A 26,979-nucleotide genomic window follows, 5' to 3' on the forward strand; every position below is an offset into this window, starting at 1 on the left:
GCTGACGGCGCGCTTTCTCACTACGGAGGCCGGCGCCCCGGTCGCCGACAACCAGAACTCCGCTACGGCCGGCCCCGGCGGCCCGATCGTCCTCCAGGACCAGCACCTGCTGGAGAAGCTCGCCCGCTTCAATCGCGAGCGCATACCGGAGCGGGTGGTGCACGCCCGCGGCTCCGGCGCGTACGGCTACTTCGAGGTGACCGACGATGTCACCGCCTTCACCCGCGCCGCCTTCCTCGGCACCGTCGGCAAGCGCACCGAGACGTTCATCCGCTTCTCGACCGTCGCCGACAACCTGGGCGGCCCGGACGCGGCCCGCGACCCGCGCGGCTTCGCCCTGAAGTTCTACACCGAGGAGGGCAATTACGACCTCGTCGGCAACAACACCCCGGTGTTCTTCATCAAGGACCCCATCAAATTCCCCGACTTCATCCACTCGCAGAAGCGCGACCCGTTCACGGGCAAGCAGGAGCCGGACAACGTCTGGGACTTCTGGGCACACGCCCCCGAGGCCACCCACCAGGTCACCTGGCTCATGGGCGACCGCGGCATCCCGGCCTCCTACCGCCATATGAACGGCTACGGCTCGCACACCTACCAGTGGACGAACGCCGAGGGCGAGGCCTTCTTCGTCAAGTACCACTTCAAGACGAACCAGGGCATCCGCTGCCTGAGCAGCGAGCAGGGCGCCGAGCTGGCGGGCAAGGACCCCAACAGCCACCAGACCGATCTGCTGCAGTCCATCGAGCGGGGCGTCTACCCCTCCTGGACCCTGTACGTGCAGATCATGCCGGCGGCCGAGGCGGCCGGCTACCGCTTCAACCCGTTCGACCTGACGAAGGTGTGGCCGCACGCGGACCACCCGCTGCGGCGGGTCGGCCGTCTGGTGCTGGACCGCAACCCCGACAACGTCTTCGCCGAGGTCGAGCAGTCGGCCTTCTCCCCCAACAACTTCGTGCCCGGCATCGGCCCGTCCCCGGACAAGATGCTCCAGGGCCGGCTCTTCGCCTACGCCGACGCGCACCGCTACCGCCTGGGCGTCAACCACACCCAACTGCCGGTGAACGCCCCCAAGGCCGTCTCCGGCGGCCGGGCCGACAACTACGGCCGGGACGGTCTCATGGCGACCAACCGCTACGACCGGCACGCCAAGAACTACGAGCCCAACTCCTACGACGGTCCGGTCCAGACGGACCAGGCGCTCTCCGCCCCGCTCGCCGTCTCCGGCCACACGGGCACCCACGCAGCCCCGGCCCACGCCAAGGACGACGACTTCTTCCAGGCCGGAGAGCTCTACCGCCTGATGTCCGAGGACGAGAAGAAGCGCCTCGTGGACAACATCGCCGGCGGTCTGTCCCAGGTCAGCCGCGACGATGTGATCGAGAAGAACCTCGCGCACTTCCACGCGGCCGACCCGGACTACGGCAAGCGCGTCGAGGCCAGGGTCCACGAACTCCGCGAGGACTGACCGGCTGCCGCCCCTCCCCCACAGGCTCCGTCCGGCGGTGCGATGTCCTGTCGCGCCCACTTCTCGCACCGCCGGACGGAATCCACGGCACGGGCACGGCGCTGTGCACCCCGCATGCGCCCCCGACTCCCCTGATTTCTCCCTGAGAACGCGCATGCTCGGCGCAAATCGGCCACCGCCAGCGGGTTTTGGAGAGACGATAGGAGCAGGCAGCGGAGAGATCCGCTTGCCCGCCCTATCCGCCTTCTGCCCATCCGCCAGGAGCCGACCATGGCCGACAGCGTGCCGGTGCGGTGCCCCACGTGCCGCCGCGAGAACGCCTTCACCCCGCCCACCTTCCCGTGCGCCTGCGGTGCCCCGCTGACCATGCCCGTACTCCGGGGCGGGGTGCCCGTGGAGATACGGCACCGCACCTGGCAGGCCTCCTGGGTGGAAGTGCGCTGCGCGGTCTGCGGACGCCAGGACGAGTGGCCGGCGCCGGAGTCCGGCTGCGCCTGCGGCACGGTCGTCCGGGTCCCGGTCGCCCCGGCGCCCGGCCCACCGCCGCCCCACCTCAACACCCTCGGCCGGCCCGCACCCAGCCCCACCCGTGCACCGACACCGGCGTCCGCACCGGCGCCCAGGCCGTCCACCGACACCCCGCGCGCCGTCCTGCGGCCCGCCTTCCGCCCGGTCACGATCCGTACGGCCCGCGACTGCGTCACGGCCGCGGAGCAGTATCTGAAGTGGCTGGGCTACACCGATGTGGCACGGGCCCAGGAACGGACCGCCTCAGGTGTGGACCTGCGCGGCAGGGGCGTGGTCGCCCAGGTCGACCCCACCACCCGCGCCACCCAGTTGCGCGAGGTCGAATGCGTCTGGCTCAACGGTCTCAACGACTCGGCCATAGCGGTCTTCTTCTCCCTCGCCGGCTACGCCCACGACGCCCGGGCCCGCGCCGACGAACTGCACATCCCGCTGTTCGTCATGGACCTCACGGGCACCCCGCAGCCAGTCAACGACCCGGCCGACGAGCTGATCAAGTACGGTGCGGCAGAATGCTGAACCCATGCGGCAGGAAACCGAACCCTTGATCATCCAGATACCGGCCGACGGCGAGCTGCGCGCTCTCCAGGCCATCGAGCGAGCCGCCGGAGAGCTGTTCCGCGAGCTGGGGATGGCGGCGATCGCCGACGACGAGCCGCCGTCGATGGCCGAGCTGAGGGCGTTCCGCCAGGCGGGGCGCGCGCTGGCCGCGTACGAGGACGGCCGGCCGGTGGCCTATCTGCTCTGGGAGCCGGTCGACGGCTGCACCCATATCGAGCAGGTCTCGGTGCACCCGGACCATGCCCGCCGGGGCCTCGGCCGGGCACTCATCGACCGGGCGATGGGGGTACCTCCCCTGCCCTCAAGGCAAGGGGGGAAGGACGGCGGCCCGGCCGCGCTGACCCTGACGACCTTCGCCGAAGTGCCGTGGAACGCTCCGTACTACACCCGGCTGGGGTTCCGGACCCTCACTGACGCCGAGCTCGGCCCGGGCCTCCGGGCCATCCGCGCCCATGAGGCGGACCTGGGCCTGGACCGGTGGCCACGGGTCGCCATGCGACGGGAGGCGAGCCGTCCGGTTCCAGGCACCTGACGGGTGACCAAGCCGGTGAAGCCGACGAAAACGTGAAGCCGGCGGGCCGGAGATAATGGCGGGATGATCGACGCAGACGCCCTCCGGTCCACCTGCCTGGGCTTCAACAGCGCGACCGAGGAATTCCCCTTTCCCCGGCATCCAGATGTCTCGACCTTCAAGGTGGGCGGCAAAATCTTCGCCCTCACCACACTCACGGACACCCCACTCACCGTGAGCCTCAAATGCGAGCCCGAGCTGGCCGAACGGCTGCGGGCGGAGCATCCGGAGGTGGTGCCGGGCTACCACCTCAACAAGCGGCACTGGAACACCGTGTCCCTGGCGGGCAAGCTGGCCGACCGCATGGTTCTCGACATGATCGAGGACTCCTACGACCTGGTCGTGGCCTCGCTGCCGCGCGCTCAGCGACTGCTGCTCGACTGGCCGGGCGAGCAGCAGCGCTGAGTCACCGTCACCTCTCCGGTACCGGCCATGGTCGCCGGCACCGGCCACGGCTCGCCGCCGGCGGCCTCTGAAGTCTTTGTCAGACCTGCGTCAGAAGTCCCTACGGTTGCTGCACCGCCCCCAGTTCCTTCGCCAGCCGCTCGCGCAGCTCCACCTTGCGGACCTTGCCACTGACGGTCATCGGGAAGGCGTCGAGGATCTCCAGGTAGCGCGGCACCTTGTAATGCGCGAGCCGGGAGCGGCAGTAGCGGGCCAACTCGTCGCGGGTGAGGGGGCCTTCGGGGTCGCGGAGGATGACGCAGGCGGCGATCTCCTCACCGTACTTCTCGTCCGGTACGCCGACGACCTGGACATCGGCGATCTTGGGGTGGGAGTAGAGGAACTCCTCGATCTCCCGCGGGTAGACGTTCTCGCCGCCCCTGATGATCATGTCCTTGATCCTGCCGACGATCCGGACGTAGCCGTCGTCGTTCATCACCGCGAGGTCCCCGGTGTGCATCCAGCGGGCGGCGTCGACGACCTCCGCGGTGCGCTCGGGATCCTGCCAGTAGCCGAGCATCACGCTGTAGCCGCGGGTGCACAGTTCGCCCGGTGTGCCGCGCGGCACGGTCACCCCACTTGTCGGGTCGACGACCTTGACCTCGATATGCGGCAGTACCCGTCCGACGGTCGCGGTGCGGTGCTCCAGATCGTCGTCGCGGCGGGTCTGGGTGGAGACCGGTGAGGTCTCGGTCATGCCGTAACAGATGGACACCTCGGACATGTGCATCTCGGCGACCACCCGTTTCATCACCTCCTCCGGACAGGGTGAGCCCGCCATGATGCCCGTACGGAGCGAGGAGAGGTCGTACGAGCCGAAGCCGGGGAGGCCGAGCTCGGCGATGAACATGGTCGGGACGCCGTAGAGGGAGGTGCAGCGCTCGTCCTGGACGGCCTTCAGCGTGGCGGCGGCATCGAAGGCGGGGGCCGGGATGACGATGCAGCCGCCGTGCGAGGTGACGCCGAGATTGCCCATCACCATGCCGAAGCAGTGGTAGAAGGGCACCGGCAGACACACCCGGTCGTGCTCGGTGTAGGCGAGGGTTTCGCCGACCCAGTAGCCGTTGTTCAGGATGTTGTGGTGGGAGAGGGTGGCTCCCTTGGGGAATCCGGTGGTGCCCGAGGTGTACGGATGTTGACCGGGTCGTCGGCCGTCAGGCTCTTCTCGCATTCGCCGAGCCGGGCGGACGGTACGGCGGCGCCGGCGGCCAGCAGTCCGCCCCAGGACACCGGGTCGCCGATGTAGACGACGTCGCGCAGCGCCGGGCAGTCGGCGCGCACCTGCTCGATCATGCGGCGGTAGTCGCTGGTCTTGTGGTGGACGGCTGACACCAGGACGGTGATACCGGCCTGGTGGAGGACGTAGGCCAACTCGTGTACCCGGTAGGCCGGGTTGACATTGACGAGGATCGCCCCGATCTTGGCGGTGGCGTACTGGACGAGGACCCATTCGGCGCAGTTGGGCGCCCAGATGCCCACCCTGTCGCCCTTGCCGACTCCCTTGGCGAGCAGGCCCAGCGCCACCTCGTCGACGGCGCGGCCCAGTTCGCGGTAGGTCCAGCGGCGGCCGCTCACCGCCTCGACCAGCGCCTCACGGTCGCCGAACCGGGCGACGGTCCGGTCCAGGTCGGCGCCGATGGTGTGCCCGAGCAGTGGCCGTTCGGCGGCTCCGCTGGTGTACGACAGCTCCTGGTGCGACGGGTTCATCGGTGGTTGTCCTCCCGGTACGTGGTGCCAGTCATCGCGTCCCTACATGCCCCCATTCGACCAGCTCGAACGGACACTCCCCGCACTACGCGGTCACGAGGCGTGGCCGCGGAGACAGTCTCAGCAACGCAATCCGGACACGAGCGAGTACTTCAAGCCTCAGCGGGAACGCGTAGGTTCTGCCACCCGCTCCCGCAGGCTGCGGCTCGCGTATGTGCGTGGCACGAACACCACGGCTGAGCGACGAAGCGACACCACCCGTTCTTGGAGGTACCAGAAGGCATGGACTCATCGCCTAGCGATCACAAGGATCACGATGCGACGCGCGGCGCACCTGTGCGGGACTCCGCAGCACCCGTCGCGGGGGACGATTCTGCCGGTCCCCGCGTAGACGATTCCTCCGGTCCCCGCGTATTGGACCGGAGCAGCCTGCACCGAGTGACCGCCGCATCGGCCATGGGCAACGCCATAGAGTGGTTCGACTACGGCGTCTACGGCTATCTCGCCGCGTCGATCGGCAATGCGTTCTTCCCTGACAACGATGCGACGATGAAGCTGCTGTCGACCTTTGGCGTACTGGCGGTCTCCTTCGCCGTCCGGCCTGTCGGGGGTATGGTCTTCGGTCCCCTCGGAGACAAGATCGGCCGCCAACGGGTTCTGGTACTCACTATCACCCTCATGTCCGTGTCCACCGCGGCGATCGGGCTCCTCCCGACCTACGCCACCATCGGAGCGTGGGCGCCGGTACTGCTCATCCTGTGCCGGCTCGTCCAGGGATTCTCCACCGGCGGCGAGTACGGTGGCGCGGCGACCTATATGGCCGAGTGCGCACCGGACCGGAAGCGCGGGTTCTACGGAGCCTTCCTGGAGTTCGGCACGCTGATCGGCCTGATCTTCGGTGGGCTGCTCGCCACCACGATGTCTCTGTGGGTGAGCCAGGACACGATCAACGCCTGGGCCTGGCGGCTTCCCTTCCTCGCCGCCCTGCCGCTGGGCGCGATCGGCCTCTACCTTCGCGCCCGCCTGGAGGACAGCCCGGTCTTCGACGAGCTGGCCAGGCACAGCGAGACGTCCAAGGTTCCTTTCCGCGAGACCATGCAGCACTGGCGGCACATCCTGCTGCTGATGGGGTTCGTCCTGCTCCTCAATGTCGCGGACTACGGCGTCCTCACGTATATGCCGACCTATCTGAACAGCGTCCTCAAACTGAGTCCGCTCATCAGTGGTCTGCTGCCGGTGATGGTGATGATCGGCATGCTCGCGGTGATCGCGCCGATCGGTGCGCTCACCGACAGAATCGGCCGCAAGCCGGCCCTGCTGACCTCCTGTATCGGCTTCATTGTGCTCTCGGTGCCCATGGTGATGCTCATGGGCACGAAGAACCTCGTGGCCATCGTGGTCGGCCTCACCGTCCTCGGTCTGCTGCTGGTGATCCTCCTCGCCTGTATCGCGTCCACCTTGCCCGCGCTCTTCCCCACCCAGGTCCGCTACAGCGCCTTTGCGATCGGCTACAACGTCTCCACATCGGCCTTCGGCGGGACCACGCCGCTGGTCGTCACGGCGCTGATCGCGGCGACGCACAGCAACCTGATGCTGGGCTGGTACATGACCGCTGCCGGTCTGATCGCACTGGTGCCGATGCTGTTGATTCCGGAAACCGCCGGGGAGTCGCTGCGCGGACGCCGCACCCCGGGCAGGGCCCGGGCCACGACACCGCACGCCCGAGTCTCTGCGGCCACACCGCACTGACCGGCGCGGCCGGGGGCCGCGACCGAGCAGGTGCGCTCGCGGCCCCCGATTCAGCTGACTCCCCGATTCAGCTGACTCCCGGGCTCCGTTGACTCCCGGGTTCCGTCGACTCCCGGGTTCCGTCGACGCGCCGGTTCAGCTGACGCGCCGGTTCAGTTGACGCCCCTGTCGAGCCCGGACCAGTACGGCTGGCGGAGCTTGAACTTCTGGATCTTGCCGGTGGCCGTGCGGGGGATGGCCTCGCGGAACTCCACTGTCGTGGGCGCCTTGTAGCCGGCCATGCGCTGCTTGCAGTGGGCGATGATGTCGGCCTCCTCGGCCGTCGCCCCCTCGGCGAGCACCACCAGGGCCTTGATCGTCTCGCCCCACTTCTCGTGCGGTACGCCGATCACGGCGACCTCGGCGACCGCCGGGTGGCTGAAGATCGTGTCCTCCACCTCGATCGATGACACGTTCTCGCCCCCGGTGATGATCACGTCCTTCTTCCGGTCCGAGATCGTCACATGGCCGTCGGCATCGTCGATCGTGCCGCCGTCGCCGGTGTGGAACCAGCCGTCCTCGAGCGCGGCCGCCGTCTCCTCCGGCTTCTCCCAGTACCCGTCGAGCACCGTGTTCGAGCGGGCCAGTACTTCACCGGACTCGGAGATCTTCAGCTTGACACCGAGAGCCGGCAGCCCCGCGCGGGAGAGTTTGCGGGCCCGTTCCTCGGCGGGCAGGCCCACGTCGGCCGGCCGGATCCGGTTGAAGGTCAGCAGCGGCGAGGTCTCGGTCAGACCGTAGAGCTGGGTGAACTCCCAGCCCAGTTCCTCCTCCACGCGCTGGATCATCCTGGTCGGCGGCGGGGCCCCCGCGCAGATGATCCGTACCCGGTCGCGGCCCGGGATCTCACCGTCCCATGTCGCCGCGGCGTCCAGCACCATGTTCCAGACGGCCGGGGCGCCGCACATGACCGTGACCCCGTGCTCGTCCACGCGACGGAGGATCTCGGTGCCGTCGACCTTGCGCAGCGCCACCTGCTTCACCCCCAGGCCCGCCATCACGTACGGCATGCCCCAGCCGTTGCAGTGGAACATCGGCAGGGTGTGCAGATACACATCGCCCTCCCACACCCGCGTGTGCAGACCGAAGGTCATGCCGTTGACCCAGATGTTGCGGTGGGTCAGCTGCACCCCCTTGGGCCGGGCGGTCGTGCCCGAGGTGTAGTTGATCGTCGCGGTGGCGTCCTCGTCCGGGTGCGACCACGGACGCGGCTCCACGCCGAACCGCATCAGCCCGGCCTCGGTCTGCTCGCCGAGCACGAAGCGGTGGCGCGCCTTGACGCCGGAGAGTGCGGCATCGAGTTCCGGATCGACGAGGAGGACCGAGGCCCCACTCTGCTGGACCACGTAATCGACCTCGTCGGGCTTGAGCCGGAAGTTCACCGGCACGCAGATCCGGCCGCTCATCGGCACCGCGAACAGCAACTCCAGCAGGCGTGCGGAGTTATGGCCGGCCACCGCCACCCGCTCACCTTCTCCCACCCCGAGGGCGTCCAGCCCCGCCTGCCAGGCACGGACCCGGTCGCCGAACCGCCCGTAGGTCGATTCGGGCACGGGCGGGGCCGGCTGCCGCGGCTCGTCGACCACCCCCGGACTGTCCCGGAAGCCCAGCTCGGCGCGGTCGAGGAAGTCCGCGATCGTCATCGGTGTCCGCATGTTCTCTCTCCTGTGCTCATTGCTGCGCCGGTCCGCTGCGCTTGGCTTGCTTCCCACGTTCTTGGCTGCGGCGCCGTACCTTCCGTTTCGCCGTTGCGCCCGTCGCGGCGCCCCGTTTGTTTTTTGGCTTTCCCGCCGTGGCGCCTGGCGGCGGGCCGTTTCCGCTGCGCGGGGCTGTACGTCACGGGTGCGCCCCTCCGAACTTCGTTCTGCGGTGCGCCCCCTCCCGTGGGTGGGTGGGAGGAGACCGGTGGGGGTGTACATGATCCCTTGCGTGCACGCAGTGGACCACTTTAGAGCCACTCGCCGAACCGGCGGACGTACCACGTCTTCACGCCCTGGGTGAGCAGGCAGTACGTGCCCAACGTCGCGACCAGCCAAGGGAAGTAGCTCAGCGGAAGGGCTTGCATGCCGAGTGCTCCGGCCAGGGGTGAGAACGGCAGGTAGAGGCCGACGGCCATGATGAGGGCCGTCATCACCATGACCGGGAGGGTGGCCCGGGACTGCAGGAACGGGATGCGCCGGGTGCGCAGCATGTGGACCACGAGGGTCTGGGTGAGCAGGCCCTCGACGAACCAGCCGGACTGGAACAAGGCCTGGTGCACCTCGGAGTTGGCGCCGAAGACGTGCCACATGAGGAGGAAGGTGGTGATGTCGAAGAGGGAGCTGGTGGGGCCGAGGACGAGCATGAAGCGGCCGATCCCGCGGGCGTCCCAGCTGCGCGGGGTGCGCAGGTAGTCGCGGTCCATCCGGTCCCAGGGGGTGGCCAGCTGGGAGATGTCGTACAGGAGGTTCTGGACGAGGAGTTGCATGGCCAGCATGGGCTGGAAGGGGATGAACGCGGAGGCGACCAGTACGGAGAAGACGTTCCCGAAGTTCGAGGAGGCCGTCATCTTGAGGTACTTGATGGTGTTGCCGAAGGTCAGCCGGCCGCGCAGGACGCCCTGTTCGAGGACGGTGAGGTCCTTCTCCAGGAGGATGATGTCGGCGGATTCCTTGGCGATGTCGACGGCGGTGTCGACGGAGATGCCGACGTCGGCGTCGCGCAGTGCGGCGGCGTCGTTGATGCCGTCGCCGAGGAACCCGACGGTGTGCCCGTCGGCCTTCAGCGCCCGGACGATCCGGGCCTTCTGTACGGGGTTGACCTTGGCGAACAGGGTGGTCGTACGGGTGAGTTCGAGGAGTTCGAGGTCGTCGAGCCGGTCGATGGCGGTGCCGGTGACGACGGTGCCGACGTCGATGCCGACCTCCGCGCAGACCCGGGCGGCGACCAGTTCGTTGTCGCCGGTGACGACCTTGACCGCGATGCCGTTGTCGGCGAGCGCCCGCAGCGCCTGGGCGGCGTCCCGCTTCGGCGGGTCGAGGAAGGCCAGGAAGCCGATCAGGGTGAGGTCGTTCTCGTCGGCGACGGTGTAGGTGTCGGACGTGGCGGGGAGGGTGCGGGTCGCCACGGCGAGGACGCGCAGGCCGTGCCGGTTGTGGTCCGCCGCGGTGCGGAGGGCGCGGACGCGGAGGGCGTCGGTCAGCTCCGTACGGCGGCCGTCGTCGCTCACATGGGTGCACAGGGCGAGCACTTCTTCGACCGCGCCCTTGGTGATGAGACGGTGTTCCTGAGGGGCGCGTCCGGCGGCCGGCCCGTCCAGGTCGTTGCGGCGCAGCACGACCGACATACGGCGGCGCGCGAAGTCGAAGGGGATCTCGTCGACCAGCGCGAAGCGGGCGTTGACGACGACCTCCTCGGCCTCGTGCACCCGGTCGATGACGGCCCGGTCGAGCAGGTTGCGCAGCCCGGTCTGGAAGTGGCTGTTGAGGTAGGCGTACTGGAGGACCTCGTCGTCGGACTGACCGTGGACGTCGAGGTAGCGGTCGAGGACGATGCGGTCCTCGGTGAGGGTGCCGGTCTTGTCCGTGCACAGGACGTCCATGCCACCGAGGTTCTGGATGGCGTTGAGCCGCTTGACGACGACCTTGCGCCGGGCCATGGCGACCGCGCCGCGGGCCAGGTTGGTGGTGACGACCATCGGCAGCATCTCGGGGGTCAGGCCGACGGCGACGGCCACCGCGAAGGTGAACGCCTCGGCCCAGTCGCCTTTGGTGAGGCCGTTGATCAGGAAGACCACCGGGACCATCACCAGCATGAAGCGGATCAGCAGCAGGCTGACCTTCTTCACACCGGTGTCGAAGCCGGTCTCCGGGCGCTCGCCGGTGAGGGCGGACGCCATGGAGCCGAAGTAGGTGTCCGCGCCGGTGGCGACGACCACGCCGGTCGCGGTGCCGGAGGTCACCGAGGTACCGGCCAGGGCGAGGTTGTCGGCCTCGACCGGGTCGCGGGTGGTGCGCTGCCCGTTGTCGGGGGTGCTGGGGGTCCCTCCGGCGGAGCCGGCGGGGGTGTCGGCTTTGGCGACCGGCAGCGACTCCCCGGAGAGGGCGGCCTGACTGACCATCAGGTCCTTGGCGGTGAGCAGCCGCAGGTCGGCGGGGACCAGGTCACCGGCGGCCAGTTTGACCAGGTCGCCCCGGACCACGCCGTCCATGGGGATTTCCAGGGTGGCGGGCAGCCGGCCGTGGCCGGCCAGCCGCTGGACGGTGGTGGTCGTGGTGACCAGTGCGCGCAGGGACGCGGCGGAGCTGCCGGCGCGGTACTCCTGCCAGAACCGCAGTCCGACGCTGATCAGCACCATCGCGCCGAGAATGGCGATCTTCGGGTCGAACGGTTCCTCGTCTGCGACCTGCAGCCACTGCGCGTACATGACGGTGACCAGCACCGCCAGGACGAGGATGAACGGGTTCCAGAACGCCCTGGCCAACTGGGCGTACCAGCGCGGAGCGGGCTCATGGGCGATGACATTGGCGCCGTCGCGCTCCAGCCGGCCGACGGCCATGCCGTACGAGAGGCCGTTGGGCGTGGTCTCGAGGTCCGCCAGGACCTGGTCGGCCGGGCGGGCGCTGATCTCGGCGAGCCGCTCGGCGACCAGCCGGGTACGGGCGGCCAGTTCGGCGGCCCGGCGCTCCCGGCGCGGGCGGCGGCCCGGCGGAGCGAGCTTCTGAGGGGTGAGCAGGTTGTTCGTCATGAGAAAAACCTCCGAACGTGCGGGAGGGCAGACCGGCAGGCCGAATAGCCGGGTGGCGACGCTCATCGACATGCGGGCATACGGGAGGCATGCGGGCATGCCGGAATTCGGGCATGCGGAATTCCGAGAGCGCGGGAATGCGGTGCATTCCGCAGATGTCATCCGGCGTGACGGCAGGGTTTATCGCGGCCCCGCCGTCGGCTGAACACACAGCCGGGCAGGCCGGAATGGCCTCCGCGCGGAGAAAACGGAAAGGGGGACGGGCGGGCTCGGAAAGGCAGAGCTCAGCGCCCTGATGTCAAGGGTGAAGGCACACAGCGGAGCAGCCTCGGAGGGCATACGGCCACTCCGGGGAATCAGCTCAAGGAGAAATTACGTCAGATACGTCAGATCGCTGCAACGCTGCGGCAAGGACTTCCTTCGGGACTCATCCCGATCACCTCCTTGCTCGCGCGGATACTTCCAGGCGCCGCTCAGAGGACGCCGTCGCCTCCGTATCCTGCCATATCTTCCGGAGTGCCCCCTCATCCTTTTGGCCAAGTTTTCGTTAAGTGCGGGCACGGGGCGCGGAATGGTGGGGGTACGGCCCGGCTTCAGGCCACCGAACCGATCCGCTGCATCGGGCGGGCCGGGTCGTGGTGGATGGGCGTGTGGGCGCCGGTCAACGGAGTGCCGGTGCCGCCGCGGCGGTCGGCGACGATCTCGGCGGCGATGGAGAGCGCGGTCTCCTCGGGGGTGCGGGCGCCGAGGTCGAGGCCGATGGGCGAGCGCAGGCGGGCGAGTTCGAGGTCGGTCAGGCCGGCTTCGCGCAGGCGGCGGTTGCGGTCCTCGTGGGTGCGGCGGGAGCCCATGGCGCCGACATAGGCGACGGGCAGCCGCAACGCGCGCTCCAGGAGGGGGACATCGAACTTGGCGTCGTGGGTGAGGACGCAGAGCACCGAACGCGCGTCGAGCTCCTGGGAGTCGAGGTAGCGGTGCGGCCACTCGACGACGATCTCGTCGGCCTCCGGGAAGCGGGTCCTGGTGGCGAAGACCGGCCGCGCGTCGCAGACGGTGACGTGGTAGTTGAGGAACTTGCCGACTCTGACCAGCGCGGACGCGAAGTCGATGGCGCCGAAGACGATCATCCGGGGGGCGGGGACGGAGGATTCGACGAGGAGGACGACCGGCGTGCCGCAGTGTGCGCCCTCGGTGCCGATCTCCAGTGTCGTGGTGCGTCCGGCGTCCAGCAGGGCCCGGGTCTCGGCGACCGCCGTACGGTCCAGGGCCGGGTGCCCGCCCAGGGTGCCGGTGTGGCTGCCGTCGGGGCGGACCAGCAGGGCACGGCCGAGGAGTCCGGCGGGGCCCTGGACGACCCGGGCGACCGCCGCCGCCTCCCCGCGCGCGGCGGCGGCCAGCCCGGCGGCGAGCGTGTCGGAGGTGCGGTCCGCCGTCCCCCCTGCCGCTCCGTCGCCCCCCGCCGCTCCGCCGTCGCCCGCGGAGCGCGGGAGGCTCGTCCGTACCGGGTGGACGAGGATGTCGATGACGCCGCCGCAGGTCAGGCCCACGGCGAAGGCGTCCTCGTCGCTGTACCCGAAGCGTTCGAGGACCGGCCGGCCGGTCTCCAGCGCCTCCTGGCACAGCTCGTAGACCGCGCCCTCCACGCAGCCGCCGGAGACCGACCCGATCGCCGTACCGTCGCGGTCGACGGCGAGGGCGGCTCCGGGCTGGCGGGGCGCGCTGCCGTGGGTGGCCACCACAGTGGCCACCGCGAACTCGCGGCCCTGCTCGACCCACCGGTGCAGCTCTTCGGCGATGTCCAGCATGTCGGTCTCCTTACGGCTAGGGCGGGCGGAAGCGGCGGGTCAGTGGTGCATGCCCAGCCAGCTCTCGATCGGGTTGAGCGAGAAGTACGCCAGGAACACCACGGCGAGTACCCACATCAGCCAGCCCGGTTCACGCCACCTGCCCTGGACCGCCTTGATCGCCACGTGTGCGATCACACCGGCCGCGATCCCCGCGGTGATGGAGTACGTGAACGGCATGAGGACGGTGGTCAGGAAGACCGGGATGGCGGTCGCCGGGTCGTCCCAGTTGATGTGCTTGGCGTTGGCCAGCATCATCGAGCCGATCACCACCAGGGCGGCGGCCGCGACCTGGGTGGGGATGATCTGCGCCAGCGGAGTGAAGAACAGGCAGAGCGCGAAGCCGAGGCCGGTGACGACGCTGGCGAAGCCGGTGCGCGCGCCGTCGCCTACGCCCGCGGTGGACTCGACGAACACGGTCTGGCCGGACGCGCCGGTGAAGCCGCCGACCATACCGCCGGCGCCGTCGATGGCCAGGGCCTTGTTCAGCCCGGGCATCTTGCCGTCCCGGTCGGCGAGGTGGGCCTGCTGGCCGATGCCGATGATGGTGCCCATGGCGTCGAAGAAGCCGGCCAGGACGAGCGTGAAGACGATGACGCCGAGGGTGATCCCGCCGACGTTCCCCAGGCCGCTGAAGGAGACCTGGCCCAGCAGTCCGAAGTCGGGGGAGGAGACGACGGAACCGGAGAGCACCGGGGCGTTGCGGCCGCCCCAGTCCTTGGGGGTCAGCCCGGCGAGCTGATGGACGGCCGCGGCGAGGACCGTACCGCCGACGATGCCGATGAGGATCGCCCCGGGAACCCTGCGGACCTGGAGCAGGAAGATCAGCAGGACGGTGAAGGCGAAGCACAGCACGGGCCAGCCGGTGAGCATATCGGCGGTGCCGAGCTGGATCGGCTTGGCACCGGCGATACCGCCCGGCCCCGGCATCGAGGTGACGAAGCCCGCCTGGACCAGGCCGATGAGGCAGACGAACAGGCCGATGCCCATGGTGATCGCGTGCTTGAGCGGCAACGGGATCGCGTTCATGATCAGTTCGCGCGCACCGGTGACCACCAGCAGCACGATCACACCGCCGTAGATGACACACATCGCCCAGGCGTTCCCCCAGGTCATCTGCGGGGCGACCTGGAACGACAGCACGGCCGAGACGCTCAGTCCGGCGGCCAGGGCGAGCGGGACATTGCCCAGGAAGCCCATGACGAGGGTGGTGACGGCGGCGGCGAGCGCGGTCGCCGTGGTCACCTGATCGGCGTTGAGCGTGGCGCCGGTGATGTCCTTGGCCGTGGTGAGGATCACCGGGTTCAGGAGGACGATGTACGCCATCGCCATGAAGGTGGTGACGCCGCCACGCACCTCACGGCCGACGGTCGACCCTCTGTCGGAGATGTGGAAGTACCGGTCGAGCCAGGACCGGCCGGCGGGCTGACGCGAGCCGGCGCCCGCGTCTTCCGCCGTGGTCCTCGGCTCGGTGGACTGCTGGGTCATGGTGCCTGACTCCCAAGGTTCAAAGGGGCACTCGCGAGGGGGGACGCGAGATTTGGGATGGTGTTCCGGCTGCACGACCCGGGGGACGGCCCGAGACGAACGGGGTGCTGGCTGTGTGGGGACAGCAGCGACTGCGTGGGGCGGGGTCCGGGGGGATCGCCCCCGGAGGCTTGCTAGGTGCCGGTCAGGTGCTCGGGCCGGACCGGCGTCTTGTGGAGTTCCCGCCCGGTCGCGTTCCGGATCGCCGCGAGGACGGCCGGGGTGGACGACAGGGTCGGGGCCTCGCCGATGCCGCGCAGCCCGTACGGCGCGTGGTCATCGGCCAGTTCGAGGACGTCGACCGGGATGGCCGGCGTGTCGAGGATGGTCGGGATGAGGTAGTCCGTGAAGGAGGGGTTGCGCACCTTCGCGGTCTTCGGGTCGACGACGATCTCCTCCATGACCGCCACACCCAGGCCCTGGGTGGTACCGCCCTGGATCTGGCCGACGACGGACAGCGGGTTGAGCGCCTTGCCGACGTCCTGGGCGCAGGCCAGCTCGATGACCTTGACCAGGCCGAGTTCGGTGTCCACCTCGACGACGGCGCGGTGCGCCGCGAAGGAGTACTGGACATGGCCGTTGCCCTGGCCGGTGCGCAGGTCGAAGGCCTCGGTCGGCCGGTGCCGCCACTCGGCCTCGACCTCGACGACCTCGCCTTCGAGGACATCCACCAGGTCGGCGAGGACCTCGCCGCCGTCGGTGACGACCTTGCCGCCCTCCAGGAGGAGTTCGGCGGTCGCCCAGGCCGGGTGGTAGGTACCGAACTTGCGGCGCCCGATCTCCAGGACCTTCTCGCGTACGAGCTCGCAGGAGTTCTTGACGGCACCCCCGGTCACATACGTCTGGCGGGAGGCGGACGTCGAACCGGCGCTGCCCACCTGCGTGTCGGCCGGGTGGATCGTCACCTGCGTGACGCCCAGCTCGGTACGGGCGATCTGCGCGTGGACGGTGACGCCGCCCTGGCCGACCTCCGCCATGGCGGTGTGCACGGTGGCGACGGGCTCGCCGCCCACGGCCTCCATGCGCACCTTGGCGGTGGAGTAGTCGTCGAAGCCCTCGGAGAAGCCGACGTTCTTGATGCCGACGGCGTAGCCGATACCGCGTACGACACCTTCGCCGTGGGTCGTGTTCGACAGGCCGCCGGGGAGCTGGCGGACGTCGGCGCCCTCGCTGGACTCCCACTGGCGCTCCGGCGGCAGCGGGCGGGCCTTGACGCGGCGCAGGATCTCGGCGACCGGGGCCGGGGAGTCGACGGGCTGCCCGGTCGGCATGATCGTGCCCTGTTCCATCGCGTTGCGCTGCCGCAGCTCGACCGGGTCGATGCCCAACTCGGCGGCCAGCTTGTCCATTTGGGCCTCGTACGCGAAGCACGCCTGGACCGCGCCGAAGCCGCGCATGGCGCCGCAGGGCGGGTTGTTGGTGTAGAGGGCGACGGCCTCGATGTCGACGTCGTCGACGACGTACGGGCCGATCGACAGCGAGGCGGCGTTGCCGACGACCGCCGGGGAGGCGGAGGCGTACGCGCCGCCGTCGAGCACGATGCGGCACTTCACGTGGGTGAGCTTGCCGTCGTTCGTGGCGCCGTGCTCGTACCGGAGCTTGGCGGGGTGACGGTGGACGTGCCCGAAGAAGGACTCGAACCGGTTGTAGACGATCTTGACCGGCTTGCCCGTGCGCAGCGCGAGCAGGCAGGCGTGGATCTGCATCGACAGGTCCTCGCGGCCACCGAACGCGCCGCCGACGCCGGACAGCGTCATGCGGACCTTGCTCTCGGGCAGGCCGAGGACCGGGGCTATCTGGCGGAGGTCGCTGTGCAGCCACTGGGTGGCGATGTAGAGGTGGACGCCGCCGTCCTCGTCCGGTACGGCGAGGCCGGACTCCGGGCCGAGGAAGGCCTGGTCCTGCATCCCGAACTCGTACTCGCCGGAGACTATGACGTCGGCCTTCTTCGCCGCCTCCGCCGCGTTGCCGCGGAAGATCGGCTGGCGGTGGACGATGTTCGGGTGCGGGACGTGGCGGCTGTGGTGATCGTCGCGGTCCTCGTGGACGAGGATCGCGTCCGGGGCGGCCGCGGAGGCCTCGTCGGTGATGACGGGCAGCTCGCGGTAGTCGACCTTGATCTTGGCGGCGGCGCGGCGGGCCGTCTCCGGGTGGTCGGCGGCGACGAGGGCGACCGGCTCGCCGTGGTGCCGGACCTTCCCGTGGGCGAGTACCGGGGTGTCCTGGATCTCCAGGCCGTAGTTCTTCACGTCGGTCGGCAGGTCGTCGTACGTCATGACGGCGTAGACGCCCGGCGTGGCGAGGGCCTCGCTCGTGTCGATGGAGACGATCTCGGCGTGCGCGACCGTCGACCGGAGGATCTGGCCCCAGAGCATGTCCTCGTGCCACATGTCGGACGAGTACGCGAACTCGCCGGTGACCTTGAGGGTGCCGTCCGGGCGGAGGGTCGACTCGCCGATGCCGCCCTTGGTCCGGGAACCCTGGGTGATCTTGGTGGGAGCGCCGTTGGTGGGCATCTTGCTCAGACCGCCTCTCCCTGCCGGGCGGCCGCGAGGCGGACCGCGTCCATGATCTTCTCGTAGCCGGTGCAGCGGCACAGGTTGCCCGACAGGGCCTCGCGGATGTCCGCGTCGGCCGGGTTCGGGTTGCGCTCCAGCATCTCGTCGGCGGCGACCAGCAGACCCGGCGTACAGAAGCCGCACTGGACGGCGCCGGCGTCGATGAACGCCTGCTGGATCGGGGAGAGTTCGGTGCCCTCACCGGTCTGCGAGTCGTGGCCCTTCGCGGCCCACTGCTGAGCGTCCTGGAGGGACGTACCGCAGGCACCGGAGGCGCAACCGCCGCCCTCGGCACGCTGCTTGGCGTAGCCGGCCAGCCCCTCGACGGTGACGACCTCGCGCCCCTCGGCCTGACCGGCGGCCACCAGACAGGAACACACCGGCACGCCGTCGAGCCGAACCGTGCACGATCCGCACTCACCCTGCTCACAGGCGTTCTTGGAACCCGGCAGACCGAGCCGCTCGCGCAGCACGTACAGCAGGCTCTCGCCCTCCCAGACGTCGTCCGCTTCCTGCGGACGTCCGTTGACCGTGAAGTGGACGCGCATCAGGCGACTCCCTCCGTGTGCGCGGCGGTGCCGCGGTACGACTCCCAGGTCCAGGTCAGCGTGCGGCGGGCCATGATGCCGACCGCATGGCGGCGGTAGCTCGCGGTGCCCCGGACGTCGTCGATCGGGTTGCAGGCGCCGGAGCACAGGTCCGCGAACTCCTTGGCGACCGACGGGGGGATGATCTTGCCGTTGTCCCAGAAGCCGCCCTCTTCGAGCGCCGCGTTCAGGAACTCCTCGGCGGCCTGGGCCCGTACCGGCGTCGGGGCGGCCGAGCCGATGCCCGTACGGACGGTCCGCGTCCCGGGGTGCAGTGCGATCCCGAAGGCGCACACGGCGATGACCATGGCGTTCCTGGTGCCCACCTTCGAGTACTGCTGCGGCCCGTCGGCCTTCTCGATGTGCACGGCGCGAATCAGCTCGTCCGCGGCCAGCGCGTTGCGCTTCACGCCGGTGTAGAACGCGTCGATCGGGATGCGACGGGTGCCGCGCTCGGCCGACTCGACCTCGACCTCGGCGCCGGCCGCCAGCAGGGCGGGGTGCGCGTCGCCGGCCGGGGAGGCGGTGCCGAGGTTGCCGCCTACACCGCCGCGGTTACGGATCTGCGGGGAGGCGACCGTGTGCGACGCCAGGGCCAGGCCCGGGAGTTCGCCGCGCAGGTTCTCCATGATCGTGGTGTAGGGGACGGAGGCGCCCAGGCGTACGGTCTTCTCGCCGACCTCCCACTCGCCCAGGTCACCGATGCGGTTCAGGTCGAGCAGGTACTCGGGGCGGCGGTGGTCGAAGTTGATCTCGACCATCACGTCCGTGCCGCCCGCGATGGGCACAGCGGTGGGGTGCTCGGCCTTCGCGGCGAGCGCCTCCCCCCAGCTGGCGGGGCGAAGGAAGTCCATGGTTGGCCTCTTCTACGAGTTCTACGAGCGGTTCGGCGAGGAGTCCGGCGAGGAGTCCGGCGAGGGATTCGGAGCGGAATCGGCGAGGAATCAGGGCGTTCGCCGCTCATGGTGAGGACGCGGATTCCTGGTTACTCACGGTGAGGGCGCGGGGGCTCGGTGCCTTCGTCGCCATCGAGCCGTTCATGTCTTGTTCACGCGGTTGGGCTTAGTGAACGCTCGGGGGACCCACCGGGTGCAGTCACCGAACACATGAAGCGGTTGGCTGGCCACGCCACCTGTCTTGTAGATTCGAACGAAAGACGAGGCTCTGAAACCTCGCGGATTTCCACCGGCAACATCAGGCAACATCGGACAGCAAAGGACGGCGGGCGAGGTCATGCGGCTCCGCGCACTCCTGGACACCCCAACACTGGGCCTACGGCTGCTCGGCGGTGAGGACGAGCTGGACCGCACGGTACGCGGCGTGATGACCACGGACCTGCGTGACCCCAGCCGCTACCTCTCCGGCGGCGAGCTGGTACTGACCGGTCTGGCCTGGCGCCGCGAGCCGGCGGACTCCGAGCGGTTCGTACGGATCCTGGCCGCGGCCGGCGTCGCCGGGCTGGCGGCGGGCGAGGCCGAGATGAGCGCGATCCCGGACGATCTCGTGCGGGCCTGCGCCCGGCACCGGCTGCCGCTGTTCGCAGTCGAGGAGGCGGTCTCGTTCGCCTCCATCACCGAGCACGTCGTACGCCAGGTCTCCGGTGAGCGGGCCGGTGACCTGGCGGCCGTGGTGGAGCGTCACCGGCGGCTGATGACGTCGGGCCCGGCGGGCGGCGGCCCCGAGGTGGTGCTGGACCTGCTGGGCTCGGACCTGGACCTGCGGGCCTGGGTGCTCTCCCCCACGGGCCGGCAGATCGCCGGTTCCACGCTGGCGGACGCCGGCCCCGCGCTCTCCGCCGACCTGGCCGCCCGGCTCGCCGGTGAGCATCTGGCGGCCGCCCGCACCGGCCGCCGCGGCCCGCACCGGGTCACGATCGAGGCCGGGGGCGGCGCGCAGAGCCTCGACGAGGGGCTGGGGGTCTCCCCCGCGCATACGGCCAGGCCGGGCGACGGCGCGGGCGGGCCGTCCGGCACGACGTACTCGCTCTTCCCGATCCGCTACGAGGGCCGTGACCTGCGCCAGACGGTGCTGAGCGACTGGCTGCTGGCGGTGGAGGCGGACGCCGGGGACTGGCCCGAGGAGCGCCTCGACCTGCTGCACGGCGTCACCCAGCTGATCGCCGTGGAACGCGACCGGCGCGATGCCGCCCGTACGGTCCGGCGGCGGCTCGCCCAGGAGGTCCTGGAGCTCGTCCAGACCGGTGCGCCGCCGGCCGAGATCGCGGCCCGGCTGCGGGTGGCGGCCCCGGTACTGCTGCCCGGCCTGGGCACCGCCCCGCACTGGCAGATCGTGGTGGCCCGGGTCGAGTGGGAGGGCGGCGACGTGCCCGGCGGGCCGGTGGCGCAGGCCCTGCTGGAGGAGATGCTGGTCGATCCCGGCGCGGCCGGTCCGGAGCCGTCCGACCGGATCGCGGTGGCGCACACCGGCGACGAGGCGGTAGCGCTGGTTCCGCTGCCGGTCCCGGACGAGTCCGGGGACTCCTCGGCGAAGGGCCTGCACGCCGAACAGCTGCTCGCCCTCATCCAGGGGCCGCTCGGCCGCGGCCTGGCGGACGACGGACGGCTGACCGTGGGGGTGAGCGCCTCGGTGCACTCGGCGGAGGGACTGCGTGGCGCCCTGGAGGAGGCCCGGCACGCCCGTCGGGTCGCCGCGGCCCGTCCCGGGCGGGTCTGCGCCGCCGGCCACGAGGAGCTGGCGTCCCACGTCCTGCTCCTGCCCTTCGTCCCCGACGACGTCCGCCGGGCCTTCACCGCCCGTCTGCTGGACCCGCTGCGCGACTACGACCGCCGGCACCGCGCCGAGCTGATCCCCACGCTGGAGGCGTTCCTGGACTGCGACGGCTCCTGGACCCGCTGCGCCACCCGCCTCCATCTGCACGTCAACACGCTCCGCTACCGGGTGGGCCGGATCGAGCAGCTCACCGGCCGGGACCTGTCCCGCCTGGAGGACAAGCTCGACTTCTTCCTCGCACTGCGGATGAGCTGACGGCGTCTCTCTCTCTCCCCCCCCCGCGACGCCGGGGAACTGCCGGGGCCGCCGCCGAACTGCCGGGGTGGCCCGTTCGGCGTCACTCGATCGGGCGGCATGGTGTCACCGGCGCGCGCCGGGGCGCGGGGCCCGGCGCGCCGCCGTACGGCCCCTCAGGACCGTGCGGCGCGCGCCGGCCGCCCGCCCGGCGATTGTGAAATCATTCACCCAGCCCCTTGGCCCGGCAGCGGAATTCGTGCTGAGATTCGCGCACCGCTTCCAGTTTCCAGCTCGATTTCCAGCTCAATGGCGCGCTCGGGGAGGGCAATGTGGCGGATACCGCCATGCCAGGATCCGCGGATTCCGCGGGGCCGGCCAGGAATTCCGCGGATCCCGTTCCGGTGGTCGTACCGGGACCGGCGACCGCACCGGAAGTACCGGCGGCCAGAACGGCCGGCGGGGACGATCCGCTCGACCGCGCCGTATGGCGGCTGCGCTCCCGCGGATGCTGGGACGACGCGGCCGCGCTCCTGGAACCACACGCCGTGCGGCACGCCCCCACAGCGCTTCGCCGCGCCGCGCTCCTGGTGGAGCGCTGCATGTTCACGGCCGCCGGCTGGGCCGAGGCCGAGGACGCGCTGCGGGCGGCCGAGGCGCTGGCCGGGGACGACGACGAGCGGGGCGGCGCGGCCTGTGAGCGCGGCCATCTCGCCTACGCCGCCACGGTCCTGGGCGTACGGGACCGGGCCGACGAGGCCCGCTCGGCGCTGGGCCGGGCGGCCGCGCTGCTGGCCCCCACCGCGGCCGGCCGGCCGCTGCTGGACTTCCGCCGCGGGCTGATGGCCGAGCACGTCGCCGACAGCCCGGACGCCGCCCGGGCGGCCTACCGCCGCGCCCACGCCGGCGCCACCGCGCAGGGCGACGCCCTGCTGCTCTCCTTCACATGGCGCCATCTGGCGGGGCTCGCCCTGCGTGACGGCGAGCCGGCGGAGGCCCGGCACGGGTTCGCCGAGTCGCTGCGGATCCGTGAGGAGCTGGGCTTCCTGGTCGGTACGGCACCGGCCCTGGCGGCACTGGCGGACGCCGCACCGGAGGACGAAGCCGACCGGCTGCGCGCCGAGGCCGCCCGGCTCCTCCGGCTCATGGGCGGCATCCCCACCTGGCTCGCCGGCCAGCTCTCGACGGCCACGGCGACTACGTAGCGCGACGGCCGCCGCTGCGGCGGGAACGGCCGGTCCCGATGCGGCCGGCCGCCGGGCGGGCACACCGGAGCACCAGGTGATCGCGGAGCACCGGCGTGGGAACGTTCGGCACCGGCGTGGGAAGGTTCAGCACCGGCGGCAGAGCGCTCAGCGCTGACGTACGGGCGTTCCCGCAGGACGGCCAACTGCCCTCATCCGGCGGGTGGTTGACCGTTCCTGCGTGCCGCCTCCATGGCGCGGCGGCCCGCTCATCGTCAACCCCTCGTCATCGGCCATGCGGCTCCGAGCGGCGATTGGCCGGATCGCGACGGTCTCCCCGGCGGATCGGCCGGGGCGTGTCGGTGACCGCGCCGTCCGGGCTTCGACGCGCCGAGCGAAACGTCAGGTGGGACCATAAGCGAAGGCCCCGGGGGCAGCGGCGCCCCAGGAGGCCCCACTGGCACCGGAATGGCCGCAAGTCGCACTGTGACGCGGCAGCGGGGACTGGATGCTGGTCCAGGACCGGCTGGGGTCCCCTCCCCACTCACCGAGCCCTTCAGGAGGCGCCGTGGCAGCAGGAGTGACGAAGACGACCGCGGGAACCGACTGGGACAAGGCGGATTTCGAGGCGATCTACAACTGCCCTGATCCCCGCCGCTACTTCACCACACTGCAACCCCTGGACTACCAGATTCCGCACCACGGCCAGGCGGTGTTCCGCGCCGTGGCGAAGACCCTGCAGCGGCACCGCAGCGACCGCCCGCCGCTGAACGTCGTGGACCTGTGCTGCTCATACGGGGTGAACGCGGCACTGCTCAACCACCGGCTGTCCCTCTCCGACCTCTACCACCGCTACACCGGATACCGCCCCGACGCTCCGACGTCCCGTCAACTCGGTGCGGAGGACCGTAAGTTCTTTGCCAACCGGCGGCGCGGCCGTGCCGTACGGGTGACGGGCCTCGACGCGGCGGAGCACGCCGTCGGCTACGCACGCGACGTCGGTCTGCTCGACCACGGCTTCGCGGAGAACCTCGAACTGGACGGCCCGAGCCCGGCGCTGCGGCGGGCACTGGAGCGCACCGACCTCATCACCGTCACCGGTGGCGTCGGCTACATCACCGAGCGCACCTTCGGCCGGCTCCTCGACTGTGTGGCATCGCCACCCTGGGTAGCCGCGTTCGTCCTGCGCGAGGTGTCCTACCGGCCGGTCGCCGCCCTGCTGACCCGGGCCGGCCTGGTGACGGAGAGACTCACCACCCGTACGTTCCGCCAGCGGCGGTTCGCGGACGGCGCCGAGCGGCAGGCGGCGCTGCAGGCGCTGGCCGCACGCGGAGTCTCCATCGCCGGCAAGGAGTCCGACGGCTTCTACCACGCCGAGCTCTACCTTTCCCGGCCCGCCGCCGATGTCGCGGCACTCCCCCTGGCCGAGGTGCTGTCCGGCTGAGGGCCGGCACCGGGCCGTCAATCCCCAGCGTCCGAGCCGTCAACCCGCGGCGTCCTAGCCGTCAATGCGGGTGACGCGCCGCCGAGACGTGCTCGCGGGCGATCCGCTCGGCCACCGCGTACTCCTGGGCGATCAGCGCGTCCAGCAGCGCGGTGTGCTCCGAGGCGTCCGCGAGCAGCTCGGCGGTGCGCGGCCGGACGCCGCCGGCCGCCAACCACTGGGTGCGGCGCAACAGATCGCAGGCGGCCTCGGTGAGCCGGCGGTTCCCGGTGAACGACAGCAGCGCCCGGTGGAAGTCGTGGTCGGCCTCGGCGTATCCGACGCGGTCCCCGCTCGCGGCGGCGGCCACCCCCTCGTCGGCGAGCGGACGCAGCTCCTCCCAGCGCTCCGGGGGCAGCGCCCGGGCCAGCCGGACGATGGCGGGCACCTCGAGCATGGCGCGGACCTCGGCGAGCTCGGCGAGGTCGCGGGAGTTGTGCTCGGCGACCCGGAAGCCGCGGTTGGGCACCACCTCGACCGCGCCCTCGCCGGCCAGCTGCTGCATCGCCTCACGGACCGGCGTCGCGGAGACGCCGTAGCGTTCGGCGAGCGCGGGCGCGGAGTAGACCTCGCCGGCGAGCAGCTCCCCGGCGACCAGGGCGTGACGCAGGGCCGAGAGCACCTGGGCGCGGACGGAGTGCCGCTGGGGTGTGACGGGACCGGCCTGCGCGGGCAGCCAGACCCGTGGCCGCTGTTCCGCTGTGCCCTGCTCCCTCACGTGCCGCTCCTCCTGACGTTGTCCTCCTGACGTTGCCAGCACCCTAGGCGGCCGGCGCCACGGTGCAAATCCGGCAGCCGGTGCGAAGGCCCCGTGAGCCGCTCAGGACTGGCTTCGGGCAAGCCCGGGTAAAGTCTTCGGATAAGGTAAGGCTTACCTGCTAACGATCGCGATTCGGTGGTCTCCGCATGACGTCTGCCCCCGTCGCCCCGCTCGCTCCGCATCCCGTGACCGATGCCTACGCCAGACTCTCCGAGGTGTTCCCCACGCTGCGGGTGACCACCTGGGACGCGGCTCCGCCCGCCGGTGACGGCTGGGTCCGCGCGGCCGGGCTCGCGGCCGGCGGCGAGCCCCTCGACACCTTCCTCGCCTGGGAGGCCGCCCAGATCGTGCGGGAGTACGGACAGCAGGCCCGCCCCGATGTGGTCGCCGCCTTCGCACTGCACCGCTACGCCTGGCCCGCCTGCCTGCTGATCACCATCCCCTGGTTCCTGCACCGCCGGGTCCCGCGGCTGCCGGTGCAGGACGTCTGCTTCCAGCGCGAGCTGGGCCGGATGGCGGTGCGGATCGGCTCCTTCGGGTGCCTCCCGGACGATCCCGCGGCGCAGCTGCCCGGGGCCCGGGTCGTGCCGGACGAGGAGGCGTTGCGAGCCGAGGTGCGGGCGGCGGTGGCCGCTCACCTCCAGCCCGTACTGGAGGGGTTCCGCACGCGGATGCGGCGCGGTCCGCGGGCGCTGTGGGGCATGGCCTCCGACGAGATCGTCGAGGGGCTCTGGTACCTGGGGCACCTGCTCGGCGAGGAGCGGCGTGCGGTGGCCGAGCTGGAGCGGCTGCTGCCGGGCACCACCGCCCCGTACGTGGGTGGCGCCGGGTTCCGTACGCTGACCGGCCCGGACGGCGCCTCGCTGCCGACCCGGGACCGGGCCAGCTGCTGCATGTTCTACACCCTGCGCCCCGAGGACACCTGCGTCACCTGCCCGCGCACCTGCGACGCGGACCGCATCAGGCGCCTCACCGCAACCACCTGACCCACACGCCACTCTTTCGAGTCATTCCATTCGAACTCAACTCCCCTGATTTAAAAGGGAGTTCGAGACAACATTCGCTATCTCCCGTTCCCTGCACCTCATTGGCGTTCTCTTGCCCCGAAACCCTCTGCGGGAGGGCCGAATTCCGCCAGGATGGCGCGCGCAATCGCATAGCCGATACGAGGGATCGAGGACATGAGAACCACGGAAATATCGCTGAACTGGCTGATTCCCGGCATCCTGCTGCTGGTCGGTGTGCTGGCCGCCGCAGTGGTGGTCCTGCGCGGCAAACGCACCGCCACGGCAGGCGGTGACGACTCCTGGGAACGCAACGAGGAACGCCGCCGCCGCAAGGAGACGGTCCTGTCCTCCGCCTCCTATCTGCTGCTGTTCTGCTGCGCCGCGGTCGCCGCCGCGCTGTCCTTTCACGGACTGGTCGGCTTCGGCGTCCAGAACCTGAGCCTCACCGGGGGCTGGGAGTACCTGGTGCCCTTCGGGCTCGACGGCGCGGCGATGTTCTGCTCCGTACTCGCCGTACGGGAGGCCAGCCACGGTGACGCCGCACTCGGCTCCCGCATGCTGGTGTGGACGTTCGCGGGCGCCGCGGCCTGGTTCAACTGGGTGCACGCACCGCGCGGCCTGGACCACGAGGGCGCCCCGCAGTTCTTCGCCGGAATGTCGCTCTCCGCCGCGGTCCTCTTCGACCGGGCGCTCAAGCAGACCCGCCGTGCGGCGCTGCGCGAACAGGGCCTGGTTCCCCGTCCGCTGCCGCAGATCCGGGTCGTGCGCTGGCTGCGGGCCCCGCGTGAGACCTTCGCGGCCTGGTCGCTGATGCTGCTGGAGGGCGTACGGTCCCTGGACGAGGCGGTCGAGGAGGTCCGTGAGGACCGGCGCCAGAAAGCGCTCAACCGGATGCGCAGACGCGAGCAGGACAAGATCGACCGCGCGCGCATCAAAGCCATCAACCGGCAGCACCGCTCCTGGAGCATCGGCCGGGCAGGCGGCCGGCAACTGGCGGTCACGTCCGCGTCGGCGGCCCCTGCCGAGGTGGCCGGCGCGGACTCTGCCATAGGCGGCGAACAGCCGCCCCCGCCCACCGCAGATCTGCCCGTGCGTTCCCGTCCGGCCCTCAAGGCCGTACCAGGCGCTGATACCGATGCGCTTACCGATACCGTCGACGGCATTCCCGGACCCCGGCGGGCCGTGGACCTCACCGCCGAGGACGACACCCAGACCCTCCCCCGTCTGGACTCCCTCGAGGAGAAACTCGCCCAGATCGAACGGCAATTCGGCTGA

General features: G+C 70.7%; 18 protein-coding genes and 1 pseudogene. 10 read left to right on the forward strand and 9 right to left on the reverse strand.

Annotated features, from left to right (window positions below):
• The first annotated feature begins 1 nt into the window (after position 1).
• The 4 genes from ACFY12_RS19625 to ACFY12_RS19640 all read left to right on the forward strand — a co-directional run bounded on the left by ACFY12_RS19625 (position 2) and on the right by ACFY12_RS19640 (position 3,530).
• Positions 2-1,468 (forward strand): catalase, encoded by a 1,467-nt coding sequence (locus ACFY12_RS19625; protein ID WP_390717331.1) that lies wholly within the window; start codon positions 2-4, stop codon positions 1,466-1,468.
• A 270-nt stretch (positions 1,469-1,738) separates the two neighbouring features.
• A complete protein-coding gene (locus tag ACFY12_RS19630) occupies positions 1,739-2,512 on the forward strand; it encodes a hypothetical protein (RefSeq protein ID WP_390717067.1) in 774 nt (257 codons plus the stop codon).
• A gap of 25 nt (positions 2,513-2,537) precedes the next feature.
• A complete protein-coding gene (locus tag ACFY12_RS19635; RefSeq protein WP_390717332.1) occupies positions 2,538-3,086 on the forward strand; it encodes a GNAT family N-acetyltransferase in 549 nt (182 codons plus the stop codon).
• A gap of 63 nt (positions 3,087-3,149) precedes the next feature.
• Positions 3,150-3,530 (forward strand): MmcQ/YjbR family DNA-binding protein, encoded by a 381-nt coding sequence (locus tag ACFY12_RS19640; RefSeq protein ID WP_390717068.1) that lies wholly within the window; start codon positions 3,150-3,152, stop codon positions 3,528-3,530.
• Between the two features lie 100 nt (positions 3,531-3,630).
• Here ACFY12_RS19640 and ACFY12_RS19645 read toward each other — a convergent pair.
• Positions 3,631-5,276 (reverse strand): annotated as a pseudogene (locus ACFY12_RS19645) (AMP-binding protein).
• A gap of 438 nt (positions 5,277-5,714) precedes the next feature.
• On the opposite strand from ACFY12_RS19645, the gene ACFY12_RS19650 reads away from it, so the two are divergent.
• A complete protein-coding gene (locus ACFY12_RS19650) occupies positions 5,715-7,025 on the forward strand; it encodes an MFS transporter (RefSeq protein ID WP_390717069.1) in 1,311 nt (436 codons plus the stop codon).
• 152 nt (positions 7,026-7,177) lie between these two features.
• On the opposite strand, the gene ACFY12_RS19655 is transcribed toward ACFY12_RS19650, so the two are convergent.
• From ACFY12_RS19655 to ACFY12_RS19685, 7 genes are all read right to left on the reverse strand, one after another.
• Positions 7,178-8,719: an AMP-binding protein gene (locus ACFY12_RS19655; RefSeq protein WP_390717070.1), complete on the reverse strand. Its 1,542-nt coding sequence runs from the start codon at positions 8,717-8,719 to the stop codon at positions 7,178-7,180.
• Positions 8,720-9,012: 293 nt separating this feature from the next.
• Positions 9,013-11,790 carry a magnesium-translocating P-type ATPase gene (gene mgtA, locus ACFY12_RS19660; RefSeq protein ID WP_390717071.1) on the reverse strand — a complete coding sequence of 926 codons (2,778 nt, stop codon included), beginning with the start codon at positions 11,788-11,790 and terminating at the stop codon, positions 9,013-9,015.
• 593 nt (positions 11,791-12,383) lie between these two features.
• Positions 12,384-13,595 carry an XdhC family protein gene (locus tag ACFY12_RS19665; RefSeq protein ID WP_390717072.1) on the reverse strand — a complete coding sequence of 404 codons (1,212 nt, stop codon included), beginning with the start codon at positions 13,593-13,595 and terminating at the stop codon, positions 12,384-12,386.
• A gap of 39 nt (positions 13,596-13,634) precedes the next feature.
• Complete coding sequence (locus tag ACFY12_RS19670; protein ID WP_390717073.1) at positions 13,635-15,122, reverse strand: NCS2 family permease; 1,488 nt, start codon at positions 15,120-15,122, stop codon at positions 13,635-13,637.
• Positions 15,123-15,295: 173 nt separating this feature from the next.
• Positions 15,296-17,677, reverse strand: a complete 2,382-nt coding sequence (locus ACFY12_RS19675) for a xanthine dehydrogenase family protein molybdopterin-binding subunit (protein WP_390717074.1) — start codon at positions 17,675-17,677, stop codon at positions 15,296-15,298.
• Positions 17,678-17,682: 5 nt separating this feature from the next.
• Positions 17,683-18,267 (reverse strand): (2Fe-2S)-binding protein, encoded by a 585-nt coding sequence (locus tag ACFY12_RS19680; protein WP_390717075.1) that lies wholly within the window; start codon positions 18,265-18,267, stop codon positions 17,683-17,685.
• Complete coding sequence (locus ACFY12_RS19685) at positions 18,267-19,160, reverse strand: FAD binding domain-containing protein (protein WP_390717076.1); 894 nt, start codon at positions 19,158-19,160, stop codon at positions 18,267-18,269. The genes ACFY12_RS19680 and ACFY12_RS19685 overlap by 1 nt, the downstream gene beginning before the upstream one ends.
• 379 nt (positions 19,161-19,539) lie before the next feature.
• Between ACFY12_RS19685 and ACFY12_RS19690 the strand changes: the two genes are divergently transcribed.
• The 3 genes from ACFY12_RS19690 to ACFY12_RS19700 all read left to right on the forward strand — a co-directional run bounded on the left by ACFY12_RS19690 (position 19,540) and on the right by ACFY12_RS19700 (position 23,898).
• Positions 19,540-21,291, forward strand: a complete 1,752-nt coding sequence (locus tag ACFY12_RS19690) for a PucR family transcriptional regulator (RefSeq protein WP_390717077.1) — start codon at positions 19,540-19,542, stop codon at positions 21,289-21,291.
• 326 nt (positions 21,292-21,617) lie between these two features.
• Positions 21,618-22,475: a hypothetical protein gene (locus ACFY12_RS19695; protein ID WP_390717078.1), complete on the forward strand. Its 858-nt coding sequence runs from the start codon at positions 21,618-21,620 to the stop codon at positions 22,473-22,475.
• 547 nt (positions 22,476-23,022) lie between these two features.
• Positions 23,023-23,898, forward strand: coding sequence for a hypothetical protein (locus tag ACFY12_RS19700; RefSeq protein ID WP_390717079.1), 876 nt, complete (start codon positions 23,023-23,025; stop codon positions 23,896-23,898).
• A gap of 61 nt (positions 23,899-23,959) precedes the next feature.
• Here the strand turns inward: ACFY12_RS19700 and ACFY12_RS19705 are convergent, their stop codons facing one another.
• Positions 23,960-24,655 carry a GntR family transcriptional regulator gene (locus ACFY12_RS19705; protein ID WP_390717080.1) on the reverse strand — a complete coding sequence of 232 codons (696 nt, stop codon included), beginning with the start codon at positions 24,653-24,655 and terminating at the stop codon, positions 23,960-23,962.
• A 188-nt stretch (positions 24,656-24,843) separates the two neighbouring features.
• Between ACFY12_RS19705 and ACFY12_RS19710 the strand changes: the two genes are divergently transcribed.
• A complete protein-coding gene (locus tag ACFY12_RS19710; protein WP_390717081.1) occupies positions 24,844-25,683 on the forward strand; it encodes a (2Fe-2S)-binding protein in 840 nt (279 codons plus the stop codon).
• Between the two features lie 195 nt (positions 25,684-25,878).
• Positions 25,879-26,979, forward strand: a complete 1,101-nt coding sequence (locus tag ACFY12_RS19715) for a DUF2637 domain-containing protein (RefSeq protein WP_390717082.1) — start codon at positions 25,879-25,881, stop codon at positions 26,977-26,979.

The sequence above is a fragment of the Streptomyces sp. NPDC001339 genome (genome assembly GCF_042895955.1).
Lineage (GTDB): Bacteria > Actinomycetota > Actinomycetes > Streptomycetales > Streptomycetaceae > Streptomyces.